Below are 14,020 nucleotides of genomic sequence, written 5' to 3' on the forward strand. Positions count from 1 at the left end.
GACGCGCATGGCCAACCCGGCACTCGTGGACCCGGCCACCATCCGTGCGACGGTCGCCGAGGCCTGGATCCGCGCCTACCCGATGCTGCGGAACTACCGCACCCTGTACGCGCAGGCCCTGGACGACGCGGACCCGCGCCACGTCGGCGGCTTCGGCGTCTTCCGCCACCACCGGCGGCCGTCCACCCCGGCCGACACCGACGTCGTCACCCCGAACAACGACACCCCGTACTCCTGGGCCTGGCTGGACCTGCGCGCCGAGCCGTGGGTGGTGTCGGTCCCGGCGACGGACCGCTACTACGTCCTCCCGCTGCACGAACTCGACACCGTCTACGCCGGGTTCATCGGCAGCCGGACCACCGGCCCGGAGGCCGGCGACCACCTGGTGGCCGGCCCCGGCTGGCAGGGCGAGCCGCCCCCCGGCGTCCGCGGGGTGATCCGCACCGCGACCCGGCTGGTCGGGATCGTCGGCCGGACCCAGCTGGCCGGCGGGACACCGGCGGAGCTCGCCGAGCTGTCGGCCGTCCAGCAGGGCTACCGGCTGCGCCCGCTGCACGCCTACGCGGGCACCCCGGCGCCCGCCCCCGCGCCGGAGCCGGTCTGGCCGGTGTGGCGCGAGGAGGTGCTCGGCACCGTCGAGTTCCTGACCTTCCTCGACTTCCTGCTCGGCTTCTTCCCGCTGCACGGCGAGGTCGCGCTGCCGCCCGCCGAGACCGACCTGCGCGGGCGCCTCACCGACCTGGGCGTCGACGGCCGCGGCGAGTTCGAACCCGCCGCACTGCCCCTCGCGGTGCGCGCCGAGATCGAGCGCGGCATCGCCGGCGGCCGCGCCCGGCTGGCCCGCGCCACCGGTGAACCCGGCACCTCGGCCGGGTTGTTCGGCACCCGTGGGGAGGTCGGCGCGGACTTCCTCGGCCAGGCGGTGGGCGCCGGGCTCGGCCTCTACGGGCTGCCTGCCGAGGAGGCCTGGTACGGCGGCTGGCCGGTCGACAGCGCCGGCAACCGGCCGCCGAACGCGAGCGACCGCGACTACGTGATCCGCTTCGGCCCGGACGACCTGCCACCGGCCCGGTTCTTCTGGTCGGTCACCATGTACGGGCTCCCGGACCGCCTGTTGGTCGACAACACCCTGGACCGCTACTCGATCGGCGACCGCACCCCGGGCCTGGTCCGCGACCCGGACGGCGGACTCACCCTCCACGTCCGGCACAAGCGCCCCGCCGACGCCGGGCACTCCGCCAACTGGCTGCCCGCCCCGGACGGCCCGTTCTCGGTGGTCGCCCGGCTCTACGGGCCGGACCGCTCCGTGCTCGACGGCCGCTGGCGGCTCCCGCCGCTCGACCCGCGGTGACCGCCCCGCCGCCGAGGTGACCGCCCACGGCGAGCGCCGACACCCGACAGGCACCCCACAGGCACCCGACAGGCATCCCACAGGCACCCGACCGGCATCCCCGCACCGACCTGACGAAGGACACCCGATGACCCAGCCCGAGCTGGAGGCCCTGGCCGCCGACGCCTACGTCTACGGCTACCCGCTCGTCGCCGGCCTCACCATGGTCGAGCGCTTCACCAAGGGCGGCCTGGGCACCCTGCCGGTGGCGGAGTTCAACCACTTCAGCCACGCCACCCGGCTGGCCGGGCCCAGGGACCACTTCGTCTCGGTCAACAACGACACCGTCTACTCGGTCGCCCAGCTCGACCTCTCCGAGGGCCCGCAGGTGCTGCGCGTCCCGGACACCGCGGGCGCCTACTACGTGCTGCAGTTCGTCGGGGCCTGGACGGACAACGTCGCCTACCTCGGGAGCCGTGCCACCGGCACCGAGGAACAGACCTGGCTGGTCGTCCCGCCGGGCTGGCACGGCACACCGCCCGACCCGACCCGGGTGATCGAGGTGCCGACCACGGTGGCGACCATCGTCGGCCGCTTCGCCTGCACCGGCCCGCGCGACCTCCCCCGGGTCAAGGCCCTCCAGGCCGCCCTCACCCTGGAGCCGTTGGAGCCCGGCGGGCTGGTCGCCGGGCTGCCCGAGCCGGACCCGGACGTCCCCGAGCGGCTGGCCTTCTTCGAACGGCTCAGGGTCTGGATGCAGGCCTTCCTGCCGGCCGGGCCGGACGTCGAGTACCAGCGGCGCTTCGCCCCGCTCGGCCTCCTGGACCCGGGTGCCTCGCCGTACCGCGCGGCCGCCGCGGACTGGACGCTCGCGCTGGGCAGGGGCCTGGCCGCCGGCCGGGAGCGGGTCGAGGACGCCACCCGCCCGCCCGAGGACCACCCGCTCGGCGAGTGGCGTTCGGCGCTCCACCTGTTCGACTACAACATCGACCACCTGGGGCCCGGGACCCGCGACGAACCCGACTGGCGCATCCCCGACCGCCGCGCCGGCTACCTCAGCCGGGCCGCCGCCGCCCGGGCCGGCCTCTGGGGCAACCACGCCTACGAGGCGTCCTACGCGATGACCTACGACGACTCCGACGGCCGCCCGCTCAGCGGCGAGCACCGCTACACGCTGCACTTCGACCAGCCGCCGCCGGCCGAGGCCTTCTGGTCCGTCACGATGTACGGGCTGCCGGACTACTACCTGGTGGAGAACCCGATCGGGCGCTACTCGATCGGCGACCGCACCCCGGGCCTGGTCTACGGCGAGGACGGCTCGCTCACCCTGACGCTCCAGCACGAGGAACCCGAGGACGGGCCGACGGCGGCCAACTGGCTGCCCACGCCGCCCGGCGAGTTCCGTCCGATCATCCGGCTCTACCAGCCGAAGCAGGCCGTGCTGGACGGCAGCTACCGGGTGCCGCCGATCCGGCGGAGCTGACCGCTCGGGCCGTACCGCTCCGCCCGTCCCCCCCCGCCGTCCGGGTGCCTCAGCGCGCGGCCGGGGACGCGCCGCCCGCCGGGGCGGCCGTGGGAGAGCCCGACGGCTGCGAGGACGGCTGCGAGGAGGGCTGCGAGGACGGGTGCGCGGACGGCGAGGAGCTCGGTGAGGAGCTCGGCGAGGAGGAGGGCGAGGACGACGGCGGCGCGGAGGAGGGCGAACCCGACGGGGACGGGGACGCCGTCGCCGATCCGGACGGTCGCGGGGTCCCGCTCGGAGTGCCACCGGGCGTTGAGCCGGTCGAACCGCTCGAGCCCGTCGAGCCGGTCGGTGTGGGACCGGGTGTCGTCCCCGGAGCCGCCGTGGCGGTCGGGCCCGGGTCGGCGGGGGAGGAGGCCGAACCGCCCCGGTTGTGCGGGCCGCCCTCCAGGGTGACGACCGCCTGCGAGGGCGGCAGCGCGATCCGGGCGGTCCAGTGCGTCGTGGGGGCGAGGTCCTCGTCCACCGTGACGATCACGGTGATCCGCTGGCCCGGGGCCAGCGTCCCGGAGTCACGGCTGAGCCGGAGCCAGCCGGCGTCCGGCGCGGCACGCCAACGGATCTCGGTGGCACCGGAGTTGGTGAGTGTGAGGACGGTCCGGTTGCCGTACTCGCCGGCCTCGACGGTGAGCAGCCCGGTCGCGGCCGGTGCGGCCTGGCCCGGCCAGGGAGCGGTGACCCGCTCGACCGCGGGGGCGGGGGCGGCGACCAGGGTGGGGCTGCCGATCGGGGTCGCGCCGCTGGCCGGTACCGGTACGGCCGGTCCCTGGAGGGCGAGCCGCGGAATCCCGGGGAACAACGTTTCTGCAGTGCCGGAACCGGACGTGACCGCCCCGGCACCCGCCAACTCCATCCCGGGGACCGCGGACGACTCCGGGCCGGCCGGATCACCCGCCGACGGCCGCGCGTCCGGTGGCAGCTGCCCGCCCGCCCGGCCGGCCTCCTCCACCCGCACCGTGGAGACCGAGGCCGCCGACCCCGACTCGCCGACGCCGCGGTGCCCCGCCCAGAGCGCGACCACCGGCGCGGCCAGGACGGCGGCCAGCACCCCGGTGGTCACCACCCGCCGGCGGACCGCCAGCGCGCGGCCCGTGTCCGGCGCCCGGTGCCGGGGGAAGCCGCCCTGGTCGAACCGCAGTCCCGGATCCACCGCCGGGGCCCCGGCCGCCCGCCGGGCCCGCCGGGCGGCCCCGGACGCCGTCGGCAGGTAGCCCGCCGCGCCGTCCTCCGCCGCGCCGTCCTCGCCCGCCTCGTGCGTGCCCGTCCCGCCCTCCGCGGCCCCGCCGTCCGCCGCCCCGCCCTCCACCGGTGCGGCCGCGGGCGCGGTCAGCAGCGCCAGCCCGGACAGCCCGGCCGAGCCCTCCGCCGCCTCGTCGCCCACCCGTTCCGCCGTCCCCCGGCAGGTCGGGCAGTCGACCACGTGCTGCACCAGCTCCCGGCGCAGCGCCGGACCGAGTACCCAGTCCCGCCAGGACTCCGCCCCGGCCCCGCCGAGCCGGTCGAGCTCCGGGCAGCTGCCCACCCCGAGCACCAGCAGCGCGGCCCTGGTCCGGGCCACCTCGGCCTCGGCGGCGGCGAGCAGGGCGCGGGTCCGTTCGAACGGCAGCCCCAGGACGGCCGCCGCCTCGTGCGGGGTCAGCCGGTGCCGGACGGACAGCTCCAGCGCCTCGCGCTGCTCGGGATCGGTGCCGGCCGCCTCCGGCCAGGCGAGCGAGGCCAGCTCGCGCCGCCGCCGGGCCGCCTCGGCCTCGGCCGGCTCCGCTCCGGGCTCCCGCCCGGCGCCGTCCGCCAGACGCCGCAGGCAGCAGTACCTGGCCAGTGCGAACAGCCAGGCCCGGACCAGCCCGGGCTCGGCGAGCCGGGCGCCGTGCCGCCGGGCCAGCTCGCGGACCTCGTGCAGGGCGGCGGCGGCCGCGTCGTGCTCGCACAGCACCGAGAGGCAGTAGGTGAACAGGCCGTCCACCTGCCGGTCGTACGCCGCGAGCACGGCGGCCGGCGGTGCTTCAGTACGCGTTGTCACCCGTCCGACGGTAGAGACGGCGGGCGGTGGGCCCCGGCCGTTCGCCGCGTATGTACTTCTTTCGGGTAACAACATCGTCCATCTGTGTGGACGCCGCCCGGCCCCGGCCCGTGCATCCGCCCGCCCCGGCCCGTGTACCCCGCCCCGCCCCGGGCCGTGCACCCCGCCGGGCGGAGCGCCCGCGAGGGGCCCGCGCCCCGCGCTCGTCCGGCGGTGTCAGACCCAGGCGCTACGGTGGCCGCATGGCTGCCCGTACCAAGACCACCGCCAAGCCGCGCCCGGCGTACCGCTGCACCGAGTGCGGCAACCAGCTGCCCAAGTGGGTCGGCCGCTGCCCGGAGTGCAACGCCTGGGGCACGGTCGAGGAGTACGGCGCGGTGCCGATCCGGACGACCGCCGCCGGCCCGGTCAGCGCGCCCGCCCGCCCGATCGCCCAGGTCGACGGCCAGGTCGCGACGGCGCGTTCGACGGGCGTTCCGGAGCTGGACAGGGTGCTCGGCGGCGGGCTGGTCCCGGGCGCGGTGGTCCTGTTGGCGGGCGAGCCCGGCGTCGGCAAGTCCACCCTGCTGCTGGACGTCGCGGCCAAGGCGGCCTCCGACCAGCACCGCACCCTCTACGTCACGGGCGAGGAGTCGGCCGGCCAGGTGCGGCTGCGGGCGGACCGCATCAACGCCCTCTCCGACCACCTCTACCTCGCCGCCGAGTCCGACCTCGGCGCCGTGCTCGGGCACGTCGAGGCGGTCAACCCCGGCCTGCTGATCCTGGACTCGGTGCAGACCATCGCCTCCGCCGAGCTGGACGGCGCCCCCGGCGGCCCGGCCCAGGTCCGCGAGGTGGCGGGCGCGCTGATCCGGGCGTCCAAGGAGCGCGGCATGGCCACGCTGCTGGTCGGCCACGTCACCAAGGACGGCCAGATCGCGGGCCCACGCCTGCTGGAGCACCTGGTGGACGTCGTGCTCAGCTTCGAGGGGGACCGCCACGCCCGGCTGCGGCTCATCCGCGGGGTCAAGAACCGCTACGGCGCGACGGACGAGGTCGGCTGCTTCGAGCTGCACGACGAGGGCATCGCCGGTCTGGCGGATCCGTCCGGCCTCTTCCTGACCAGGCGTGACAAGCCCGTCCCGGGCACCTGCCTCACCGTCACGCTGGAGGGCAAGCGGCCGCTGGTCGCGGAGGTGCAGGCGCTGATGGTGGATTCGCAGATCCCGTCGCCGCGGCGCACCACCTCTGGCCTGGAGTCGCCGCGGATCGCGATGATCCTGGCGGTGGTCGAGCGGCACGGCGGGGTGAAGCTCGGCAAGCAGGACATCTACACCGCGACGGTGGGCGGGGTGAAGCTGAGCGAGCCGTCCGCCGACCTCGCGGTCGCGCTCGCGGTGGCCAGCTCCTCCTCCGACACCCCGCTGCCCAGCAACCTGGTGGCGATCGGCGAGGTCGGCCTGGCGGGCGAGGTGCGGCGGGTGACGGGTGTGCAGCGGCGGCTCGCCGAGGCGCACCGGCTGGGCTTCACGCACGCCCTCGTGCCGCCGGACCCGGGCAAGGTGCCGCCGGGCATGAAGGTGGTGGAGGTGGCCGACATCGGCGAGGCGCTGCGGGCGATCCCGGGCCGCCGCCGGGCCGCCGCCAAGCCCCGTGGTGAGGCACCGTCGGCGCCGCCGGCCCCCCGTTCGGCCCGGGTCGTCGCCGATCCGGAGGAGCTGATGGACGGCTGGGAGCCGCTCGACTCCGACGAACTGCGCTGACCCAAGCCCTGTCGATGCCGCACGCAGTTAGACTTTCCCCAGTCTCATTGGCCAGTAGGCAGTACCGAGCGGTACTGAGCGACAGAGCAACAGACCGCGGACCGGCGCACGGCGCGAGGCGCGCGGCACGGGGTCGACCGGAGGAGTCACGTGGCAGCCAGCGACCGGGGGGCGGACAAGGCCTCCCGTGAGGAGGCCCTGCTGCGGGCCTCCCTCACCGCCATCGCGCCCGGCACGGGGCTGCGCGACGGCCTGGAGCGGGTGCTCCGGGCCAACACCGGCGGCCTGATCGTGCTCGGTTTCGACAAGACGGTCGAGTCGATCTGCACCGGCGGTTTCGTCCTGGACGTGGAGTTCACCGCCACCCGCCTGCGCGAGCTGTGCAAGCTCGACGGCGCGGTGGTGCTGGACAAGGACATCACCAAGATCGTCCGGGCCGGCGTGCACCTGATGCCGGACTCCACCATCCCCACCGACGAGACCGGCACCCGCCACCGCACCGCCGAGCGCGTCAACCGGCAGACCGGCTTCCCGGTGGTGGCGGTCTCGCACTCGATGCGGCTGATCGCGATGTACGTGAACGGCACCCGCCGGGTGCTGGAGGACTCGACCACCGTCCTGTCCCGCGCGAACCAGGCGCTGGCCACCCTGGAGCGCTACAAGCTGCGCCTGGACGAGGTCGCCGGCACGCTCTCCGCGCTGGAGATCGAGGACCTGGTGACGGTCCGGGACGTCACCGCCGTCGCCCAGCGGCTGGAGATGGTCCGGCTGATCGCCACCGAGATCGCCGGCTACGTGCTGGAGCTCGGCATCGACGGCCGTCTGCTCTCGCTCCAGCTGGACGAGCTGATCGCGGGCGTGGAGCCGGAGCGGGAGCTGGTCGCCCGGGACTACTTCCCGGAGCGCGCCGCCAAGAAGGGCCGCACGGTCAACGAGGTGCTGGCCGATCTGGAGGCGCTCACCCACGCCGAACTGCTGGACCTCCAGACGGTCGCCAAGGCGCTCGGCTACTCGGGCTCCCCGGAGTCGCTGGACTCCGCGGTCTCGCCGCGCGGCTACCGGCTGCTGGCGAAGATCCCGCGTCTGCCCAACACGGTGATAGAGCGCCTGGTCGAGCACTTCGGCGGTCTGCAGAAGCTGCTCGCCGCCAGCATCGACGACCTGCAGACGGTCGAGGGCGTCGGCGAGACCCGGGCCCGCTCGGTCCGGGAGGGCCTGTCCCGCCTTGCCGAATCGTCCATCCTGGAACGCTACGTCTGACCGGGGGCGCCCGTCTCGCGGCGCCTCCGCCCGGGCCCCCGGAGAGCAGGTCTCCCGGGGGCCTTCGCACGTCCCGCCGCGGCCCGCTGCGTCCTGCCGCGCCGCGGCCCGTCCCGCCGCGGCGCGGGTCGGACGGGCGAGCCCCCGACGCCGCCGCCGATCGCCGAAGCCCCCACCACCGGAACCGGTCCGGCGGTGGGGGCTTCGCGTGGAGCCGAGGGTGCCTCAGCTCTCCAGGCGGATCGAGGAGCGCGCCGAGACCTGCCCGCCGGAGAGGCCGGTGAGGTCGGCGACCACCAGGTAGGTGCCGGCGGCCGGGGCCGTCGCGTCCGCGGTGGCGCACTGCGGCTTGCTGCGGCTGCGGTCCCAGGTGAAGGTCTCGGTCATGCCGTTGTTGGCCGGGATCTGCACCCAGGCGCTGCCGCGGTCGCTCGGGCAGTCGCCGGAGGACCAGATCCGGTCGCCGTTGCTGGCGGTCACGGTGATCGCGGAGGCGGTCCGGCCCAGGTCCACCCGGCAGTTGGTGCCGGAGGCGTTCTTCACGGTGAGCGAGAGCCGGGGCTTGTCCTTGGGCTGGTACGAGTTCTGGGCGCCGGTCAGCTCCAGGGTGACCTGGGAGGAGACGCAGACCGGCAGGGCCATCACCTCGGCCGTGTTCACCGCCGGGGCGCCGCCCGAGCCGCCCGACCCGCCCGCGGCACCCGAGCCGCCGGTGCCGCCCGAGGCACCCGGACCACCCGTCCCGCCGGAGGCACCGCCCGCGGCCGCGCCACCGCCCGATCCGCCCGTGGCGGGGGCCGGGTTGGGGGCTCCGCCGGTGCCGCCGGTGCTGAGGCTGACCTCGCCGCCGCCGGAGCCGGCCACCGGGCCGCCGCTCTGGCTGCCGCCACCGCCGCTGCCGCCGCCGGGGCGGGCCGCCGGGCCGCTGGGCGAGGCTCCGGGCGTGATGGCCTGGGCGGGGGTCTGGGACTGGGACGGAACGGCCTGGGCGGCCTTGCTCTGTGATCCGCCGTCACCGCCCTGATCGGTCATCAGCCAGGCGATCAGGGCGACGACCGCCGCGACGGCGGCGAGCATGACGAGGCGCCGGCGCCAGTAGATCGAGGCCGGCAGAGGTCCCACGGGTTGACGCAGAGAGGGCACGCCCAAACTCTACGAGACTGTGTGTGGCGATTGACTCACCAACACTGCACAGTCGCCCCTTCCTTCACATGATCCGCCATTTGCGCCGTTCGAGGGAGCCCCGAAGCGGTGATTTCCCCGCGGTTCACCGAATTGTCCGGAGCCTCGAACTCCGCTTCGGCCGGGGCCGCCGGGCATGGGAGGATCGAAGGGCCATGGCTGCCATCACCCCCGTTCCCGTTGCTCCGACCGGCTCCGCACCGGAGGCCGTCCGGTTGCCGATGCCCCTGCCGCTCTTCCACGCGACCGTCCTCGACTGGTACGAGGCCGGAAAGCGCGACCTGCCCTGGCGGACGCCCGACGCGACGCCCTGGGCGGTCATGGTGAGCGAGTTCATGCTCCAGCAGACCCCCGTGAAGCGCGTACTGCCCGCCTGGGAGGCCTGGCTGACCCGCTGGCCCACCCCGGCGGCCCTCGCGGCCGACGCGCCGGGCGAGGCGGTCCGGATGTGGGGCCGGCTCGGCTACCCGCGCCGCGCGCTGCGGCTGCACGCGGCCGCGGTGGCGATCACCGAGGAGCACGGCGGCGAGGTGCCGGACGACCACGCGACGCTGCTCTCGCTCCCCGGTGTGGGGGAGTACACCGCCGCTGCGGTCGCCTCCTTCGCCTTCCGTCAGCGGCACGTGGTGCTGGACACCAACGTCCGCCGGGTGTTCGCCCGCGCCGTCACCGGCGTCGAGTACCCGGCCCAGGCCACCACGGCCGCCGAGCGCCGTACGGCGACCGCGCTGCTGCCCGACGACGCCGAGACGGCGGCCACCTGGGCGGTCGGCGTGATGGAGCTGGGCGCGCTGGTCTGCACCGCGCGCGGCCCGGAGTGCGGGGACTGCCCGCTGTTCGCCCACTGCGCCTGGCAGCGGGCCGGGCGCCCGCCGTACGAGGGCCCGGCCCGGCGCGGCCAGACCTACGAGGGGACGGACCGGCAGGTGCGCGGCAAGCTGCTCGCGGTGCTGCGGGAGGCGCACGGCGAGGTGTCGCAGGCGCGGTTGGACGAGGTCTGGCCCGACGCGGTGCAGCGGGCCCGGGCGCTGGACGGACTGGTCGCGGACGGCCTGGTCGAGCCGGTCGAGCAGGGCGTCTACCGGCTGCCCCAGTAGCCGGCGCCTCCGCGCTACGGCCCGGCCCGCCCGTTCGCGCTCCCGGTGTCTGAAGGCGCCTGCGGGACACCCCGGGGACACCTGGTGCCCCCGGGCCCGCGGGGACGCAAGGACGCACGAAGGCGCCCCCGGAGCACGGCTCCGGGGGCGCCTTCGGCACGTCGGGCGGATCAGATGGCCGCCGCCTCCAGCGAGGCCTCGGCCGCCTTGTCCTCCTTGCCGGTGCCGACGCCGCGCAGCGGCACCTCGCGCAGGAACACCGCGGCGGCGATGGCGATCACGGCCGCCGCCGCGCCCCACAGGAAGACGGTGTGCAGGCCGTTGGACACCGCGTGGTGGTAGGCGTCCTGGATGGTGTCGGGGAGCTTGCGCAGGGCGGCCGGGCTCATCTGGCCCGGGTCCTTCACCCCGCCGCCGCCCGCGGTGGCCTGCTCGCCGAGCCGCTCCTTCATGGTCTCGGTGACCCGGTTGTTGAACAGCGCGCCGAAGAGCGCGACGCCGAAGGAGCCGCCGATGGTGCGGAACAGGGTGGCGGTGGAGCTGGCCACGCCCATGTCCTTGAGCTCGACGCTGTTCTGCGCGACGAGCATGGTGATCTGCATCAGGAAGCCCATGCCGGCGCCGAGCACGACCATCCAGCAGGCGGAGGTGAAGCTGCTGGTCCCGGTGCCCATGGTGGAGAGCAGCACCATGCCGCCGGTCATCACGACGGTGCCGATGATCGGGTAGATCCGGTACTTGCCGGTCTTGGTGACGGCCTGGCCGACCACCAGCGAGACGACCAGCATGCCGAACATCATCGGCATCAGCAGCAGCCCGGAGTTGGTGGCCGAGGCGCCCTGGACGATCTGCTGGTAGAGCGGCAGGAAGACGGTCGAGCCGAACATCACGAAGCCGACGATGAAGCCGATGATCGAGACCAGGGTGAAGTTGAGGTTCTTGAACAGGCTCAGCGGCAGCATCGGCTCCTGCACCCGCTGCTCGACGTAGCAGAAGGCGATCAGCGAGGCGGCGGAGAGCGCGGCCAGACCGAGGATCTGCTTGGAGCCCCAGGCGTACTGCTGGCCGCCCCAGGTGGTGATCAGGGTGAGCGAGACGATGCCGGTGGTGAGCAGCAGGGCGCCCAGGTAGTCGATCCGGGCCGTGTTGCGGACCTTCGGGAGCTTCAGGGTGACGACGACCACGGCGAGCGCGACCACGCCGAGCGGCAGGTTGATGTAGAAGGTCCAGTGCCAGCTGAGGTGGTCGGTGATGAAGCCGCCGATCAGCGGGCCGCCGATGGTGGCGAGGGCCATCACCGCGGCGAACATGCCCTGGTACTTGCCGCGGTCGCGCGGCGGGACCAGCGCGCCCATGATCGACATGACGCCGACCATCAGACCGCCGGCGCCCAGGCCCTGGAGGGCGCGGAAGCCGATCAGCTCGTTCATGTTCTGCGAGAGGCCGGACAGCGCCGAGCCCACCAGGAAGATCACGATCGAGGTGAGGAAGGTGCCCTTGCGGCCGTAGAGGTCGCCGAGCTTGCCCCAGATCGGGGTGGAGGCGGCGGTGGCCAGGGTGTAGGAGGTGACGACCCAGGACAGGTGCTCGGCGCCGCCGAGGTCACCGACGATCGTCGGCATCGCGGTGCCGACGATCAGGTTGTCGAGCATGGCCAGCAGCATGGTGACGACCAGGCCGACCATCACGAGGCGGATCTCGCGGGGCGACCGCGGCTGTTCCTCCTCGGCCGTCTGCTCCTCCGGTGCCGGCCCGGCGGTCTTGGACTGTGACATGAGGTGGTGTCTCCCGGGGGTGTCGCGGACGAGCGGAGGCCGTGCGTGCCTGCTGGCTGACTACTTACTTGTCGCCCGGCTAGTTTGGTGTACCGTCGGCACGGTAAGTTGTGTACTAGCCGGCCGTCAAGCCAGTTTCCCGAGCGGCCGTCCGGGCAGGGAGAATGGCCCGGGGCGGACGCCACCGGGGTCCGCAGCAGTCACCGACGCAGTCATGAGGCAGGCCATGGGCACTCCGCACAGCCCCCGCAGCGACACCCGGGCTCGCATCATCGAGGTGTCGTTGGAGCTCTTCTCCGAGCAGGGCTACGAGCAGACCTCACTGCGCGAGATCGCCGACCGCCTCGGCGTCACCAAGGCCGCGCTCTACTACCACTTCAAGACCAAGGACGACATCGTCCTCGGCATCGTCGAGCGGATGGCCGCGCCGATCGACGAGACCATCGCGTGGGGCCGCGAGCAGTCCTGGAGCCCGGAGATGCGGGACGAGCTGATCCGCCGCTTCGCGGACGGGATGGCCGAGCGGGCGCCGCTGCTGCGCTTCTTCCACGAGAACCAGCCCGCGCTGCGCGAGTCCCCGGCCGGGCTGGCGTTCCGGGACCGCATGATCACCATGATCCAGCTGGTGCACGGGCCGGACGCCGACTTCCAGGACCGGCTGCGCGCCGCGATGTCCCTGTTCACCGTCCACTCGTCGCTGTTCCTGCTCAAGCAGGACGACTCCGAGTGCGGCCGGACCGACAACGTCTGGGGCGAGACCTCACAGGTCGCGGCCACCCTGGAGGACGCGATCGCGGCGGCCCGGGTGGTCGCCCTGGAGATCGGCGGCCGGATCAGCCACCCCGCCCCCGCGCGCCCCTGACCGTCCGCCCCGTCCGCCCCCGGGCGGACAGGGCGCGGACCCGGGGTCAGAAGTCGGTGACGCCGTGCCCCGCGAGGTACGCGATCGGGTTGACCACCGCGCCGTAGTGGTTGCTGGTGCGGATCTCGAAGTGCAGGTGGGGCCCGGTCGAGTTGCCGGTGCTCCCGGAGCGCCCGATCCGCTCGCCGGCCGACACCCTGTCGCCCGCCGAGACGGCGAGCGAGGACATGTGCGCGTACTGCGCGTAGCGCCCGTCCGCCAGCCGCAGCACGACCTCCTTGCCGTACGCGCCGTCCCAACCGGCCGACACCACGGTCGCGTTGCCGACCGCCAGCAGCGGGGTGCCCGGGGCGACCGCGAAGTCCACCCCGGTGTGGTACCCGGCGGCGTACTCGGCGTTGGCCTTCCCGTACGGGTTGCTGGTCCGTGCACCGGGGGCGGGCGCCGACCACTCGGGCGCGGGTGCCGGGGCGGGTGCGGGTGCCGGGGCCGGGGCGGGCTCGGCGGCGGGTGCCGGGGCGGGGGCCGGGTCCGCGGGCGCTGCGGCGGCGGCCGGCGGCTCGGTCGGCAGCAGGTTGGCGGCCACCGCGACGGAATCCTGCGCCGAGTCCCCGCCGCCGGGGAGCCGGTAGGAGCTCGGCCCCGACACCTGGACGATCCCGGGGCTGGGCACCGCGGCCTGCGGTGCCGTGAAGGCCGAGCTGCCCGGGGTGGTGGGCCGGACGGTGTGCGCCGAGGCGCTGCCGGGGGCGGCCACCAGCAGCCCGCCGGCGAGCAGGGCGGCGACCACGCCCGCCGAGGCCACCGCGTGGTCCCGGTCGGCGCGCTGACGGCTGCCCGGCAGGGTGGCGTGACGGGGCGTGGCGAGCGCGCGCAGCGGTGCGGCGGCGTGGGTGCGGACGGCGTGGCCGAGCCGGGGCTGCCAGGCCGCGGCCTGGGCGGCGGCGCGGGCGGCGAGCCGGCGCAGCGCGGGCCCCACGGGCGGGACAGAGGACATCGGTTGCCGTACCTCACGGTCGTACGAGGGCAGCACGGAAGGACCCGTTCGGGGTGTGCTGCGCGGGGACCACTCAGGTGTAACCGTCACCGGGCGCAGCCCCAAACGGTGTGACGTACTACGGCGGGTAGTCGGCGTCGCGCCCGGGATCCGGTCCGGCGGAGCGACGATCACGGGGTCGGATCGACCACCACCGGTCCGCGGCGGCCGCCGGGCCCGCCGGGCCGCCTACT

General features: G+C 74.9%; 10 protein-coding genes. 6 read left to right on the forward strand and 4 right to left on the reverse strand.

The genetic code is table 11. The features are described 5' to 3' along the window. Positions 1 to 7 precede the first annotated feature (7 nt). Positions 8 to 1,351, forward strand: coding sequence for a DUF1254 domain-containing protein (locus ACIA8Q_RS23110; RefSeq protein ID WP_360212706.1), 1,344 nt, complete (start codon positions 8 to 10; stop codon positions 1,349 to 1,351). A 127-nt stretch (positions 1,352 to 1,478) separates the two neighbouring features. Beyond that, a complete protein-coding gene (locus tag ACIA8Q_RS23115; protein WP_360212708.1) occupies positions 1,479 to 2,813 on the forward strand; it encodes a DUF1254 domain-containing protein in 1,335 nt (444 codons plus the stop codon). Positions 2,814 to 2,862: 49 nt separating this feature from the next. Here ACIA8Q_RS23115 and ACIA8Q_RS23120 read toward each other — a convergent pair whose 3' ends face one another. Then, positions 2,863 to 4,872 carry a sigma-70 family RNA polymerase sigma factor gene (locus ACIA8Q_RS23120; RefSeq protein WP_396317617.1) on the reverse strand — a complete coding sequence of 670 codons (2,010 nt, stop codon included), beginning with the start codon at positions 4,870 to 4,872 and terminating at the stop codon, positions 2,863 to 2,865. A gap of 242 nt (positions 4,873 to 5,114) precedes the next feature. On the opposite strand from ACIA8Q_RS23120, the gene radA reads away from it, so the two are divergent. Beyond that, positions 5,115 to 6,614: a DNA repair protein RadA gene (gene radA, locus ACIA8Q_RS23125; protein WP_360212712.1), complete on the forward strand. Its 1,500-nt coding sequence runs from the start codon at positions 5,115 to 5,117 to the stop codon at positions 6,612 to 6,614. A gap of 201 nt (positions 6,615 to 6,815) precedes the next feature. Then, entirely contained in the window at positions 6,816 to 7,874 is a 1,059-nt protein-coding gene (disA, locus tag ACIA8Q_RS23130; protein WP_360212808.1) for a DNA integrity scanning diadenylate cyclase DisA, read from the forward strand. A gap of 225 nt (positions 7,875 to 8,099) precedes the next feature. On the opposite strand, the gene ACIA8Q_RS23135 is transcribed toward disA, so the two are convergent. Beyond that, positions 8,100 to 8,996 carry a hypothetical protein gene (locus ACIA8Q_RS23135; protein WP_360212714.1) on the reverse strand — a complete coding sequence of 299 codons (897 nt, stop codon included), beginning with the start codon at positions 8,994 to 8,996 and terminating at the stop codon, positions 8,100 to 8,102. 215 nt (positions 8,997 to 9,211) lie between these two features. Here ACIA8Q_RS23135 and ACIA8Q_RS23140 point away from each other — a divergent pair, with 215 nt between their 5' ends. Then, complete coding sequence (locus ACIA8Q_RS23140) at positions 9,212 to 10,153, forward strand: A/G-specific adenine glycosylase (protein WP_396317618.1); 942 nt, start codon at positions 9,212 to 9,214, stop codon at positions 10,151 to 10,153. Between the two features lie 170 nt (positions 10,154 to 10,323). Here the strand turns inward: ACIA8Q_RS23140 and ACIA8Q_RS23145 are convergent, their stop codons facing one another. Then, entirely contained in the window at positions 10,324 to 11,928 is a 1,605-nt protein-coding gene (locus ACIA8Q_RS23145; protein WP_360212716.1) for an MDR family MFS transporter, read from the reverse strand. 226 nt (positions 11,929 to 12,154) lie between these two features. Between ACIA8Q_RS23145 and ACIA8Q_RS23150 the strand changes: the two genes are divergently transcribed. Beyond that, complete coding sequence (locus ACIA8Q_RS23150; RefSeq protein WP_360212718.1) at positions 12,155 to 12,790, forward strand: helix-turn-helix domain-containing protein; 636 nt, start codon at positions 12,155 to 12,157, stop codon at positions 12,788 to 12,790. A gap of 46 nt (positions 12,791 to 12,836) precedes the next feature. On the opposite strand, the gene ACIA8Q_RS23155 is transcribed toward ACIA8Q_RS23150, so the two are convergent. Then, the gene (locus tag ACIA8Q_RS23155; RefSeq protein ID WP_360212720.1) at positions 12,837 to 13,787 is read right to left on the reverse strand and encodes a M23 family metallopeptidase; all 951 of its coding nucleotides are present in this window, start codon (positions 13,785 to 13,787) and stop codon (positions 12,837 to 12,839) included. Between the last annotated feature and the right edge of the window lie 233 nt (positions 13,788 to 14,020).

Source organism: Kitasatospora sp. NPDC051705, assembly GCF_044453265.1.
Classification (GTDB): Bacteria; Actinomycetota; Actinomycetes; order Streptomycetales; family Streptomycetaceae; genus Kitasatospora.